We start from the raw sequence: 1,142 nt of genomic DNA, 5'->3' as shown, positions 1-1,142 counted from the left end.
GCGCCGACGGTACGACCGCCTTCACGGATTGCGAAACGCAGACCTTCGTCCATTGCGATCGGTGCAATGAGGGTCGCGGTCATCTGGACGTTGTCGCCCGGCATAACCATTTCCGTGCCTGCCGGCAGCTCGATCGAACCGGTGACGTCAGTGGTACGGAAGTAGAACTGCGGACGGTAGTTCGAGAAGAACGGCGTGTGACGGCCACCTTCATCCTTGGTCAGGATGTAAGCTTCTGCAGTGAACTTGGTGTGCGGCTTGATCGAGCCGACATGTGCCAGAACCTGACCACGTTCGACGTCTTCACGTTTGGTGCCGCGCAGCAGCGCGCCAATGTTGTCGCCAGCTTCACCCTGATCGAGCAGCTTGCGGAACATCTCAACGCCGGTGACGATCGTTTTGACGGTGTCTTTGATACCGACGATTTCGACTTCTTCACCAACCTTGACGATACCGGTTTCAACACGGCCGGTCACAACGGTACCACGACCCGAGATCGAGAACACGTCCTCGATCGGCATCAGGAACGGACGGTCTTTCGGACGTTCCGGTGCCGGGATGTAGCTGTCAACAGCTTCCATCAGTTTCAGGATCGCTTCTTTGCCAATCGCGTCATCACGACCTTCAAGGGCGGCAAGAGCCGAACCTTTGACGATCGGAATGTCATCGCCCGGGAAGTCGTAGGACGACAGAAGTTCACGGATTTCCATTTCGACGAGCTCGAGGAGTTCCTCGTCATCGACCTGGTCAACCTTGTTCATGAACACGACGAGGGCCGGAACGCCAACCTGACGCGCAAGCAGGATGTGCTCGCGGGTCTGCGGCATCGGGCCGTCTGCTGCCGAAACAACCAGGATGCCGCCGTCCATCTGTGCCGCACCGGTGATCATGTTCTTGACATAGTCAGCGTGGCCCGGGCAGTCGACGTGCGCATAGTGGCGGTTCGCCGTTTCATATTCGACGTGCGCGGTCGAGATCGTGATACCACGAGCTTTCTCTTCCGGCGCTTTATCGATCATGCTGTAGTCCTGGAACGATGCGCCGCCGCTCTCTGCGAGAACTTTGGTGATCGCTGCGGTCAGCGTGGTTTTACCGTGGTCAACGTGGCCGATGGTGCCAACGTTCACGTGCGGTTTTGTACG

General features: G+C 58.1%; 1 protein-coding gene. It reads right to left on the bottom strand.

From position 1 onward, the window contains the following. Nucleotides 1–1,142, bottom strand: a 1,142-nt coding sequence (tuf, locus tag TH468_RS21075) for an elongation factor Tu (protein WP_114124141.1), incomplete at both ends; no start/stop codon positions are given.

Origin of the sequence: Thalassospira sp. MCCC 1A03138 (genome assembly GCF_002115785.1) — a bacterium.
GTDB lineage: Bacteria > Pseudomonadota > Alphaproteobacteria > Rhodospirillales > Thalassospiraceae > Thalassospira.
The sequence above is the reverse complement of the archived record's forward strand: the minus strand, read 5'-3'. Positions and strand labels throughout refer to the sequence as shown.